This is a genomic window from Streptomyces niphimycinicus (assembly GCF_018883605.1).
Taxonomy (GTDB): Bacteria; Actinomycetota; Actinomycetes; order Streptomycetales; family Streptomycetaceae; genus Streptomyces; species Streptomyces niphimycinicus.
Genome location: NZ_JAHLEM010000131.1, coordinates 1 through 661, shown reverse-complemented (window position 1 = coordinate 661; position 661 = coordinate 1). Strand labels below are relative to the sequence as shown.

Below are 661 nucleotides of genomic sequence, written 5' to 3'. Positions count from 1 at the left end.
CGTCGGTGGACGCCCCGCCGTGTCCGTCGTCCCGTACCTGGATCAGCAGCCGGTCCTCGGTGCGCCACAGGTCGACCTCGGCGGTGCGGGCGGCGCTGTGCTTGCTGATGTTCTGGAGCAGTTCGGAGACGGTGAAGTAGGCGATTCCCTCGATCGCGGGCGCCGGGCGTTCGGGCAGCTCGACCGTCACCGTGACCGGGACGGTGCAGCGGGCCGAGAGTGCGGAGAGGGCCGGGCCGAGGCCGCGGTCGGTGAGGATCGCGGGGTGGATGCCGCGGGCGAGGTCGCGCAGTTCCTGGAGGGCGAGCTTCACCTCGCCGTGGGCCTCGTCGACCATCTTGGCGGCGGCCTCCGGGTCCTCGTCCAGCTTCTCCTTCGCCAGACCGAGCCCCATGGCGAGGGCGACCAGCCGGGCCTGGGCGCCGTCGTGGAGATCGCGTTCGATACGGCGCAGATCCGCGGCGGCGGTGTCGACCACCGTGCCCCGGTCCGACTCCAGCTCGGCGATCCGCCGCTCCAGCTCATCGGAGGGGAAGAGCAGCCCGCGCACCATCGCCCGGTCCACATGCGTCAGCCCCCGGGCGATCCACGGCAGCACCGGCCAGGCGACGAAGAGCGAGGTCAGGGTGAGAGCGAAGGTGACCACCGACCAGGGCAGCCG

Annotated in this window: 1 protein-coding gene; it reads right to left on the bottom strand. The window is 72.3% G+C overall.

Features of this window, described 5'->3' with window-relative positions; genetic code table 11:
- A partial coding sequence (locus KN815_RS14110) for a sensor histidine kinase (protein WP_253208965.1) occupies positions 1-661 on the bottom strand: 661 nt, incomplete at both ends.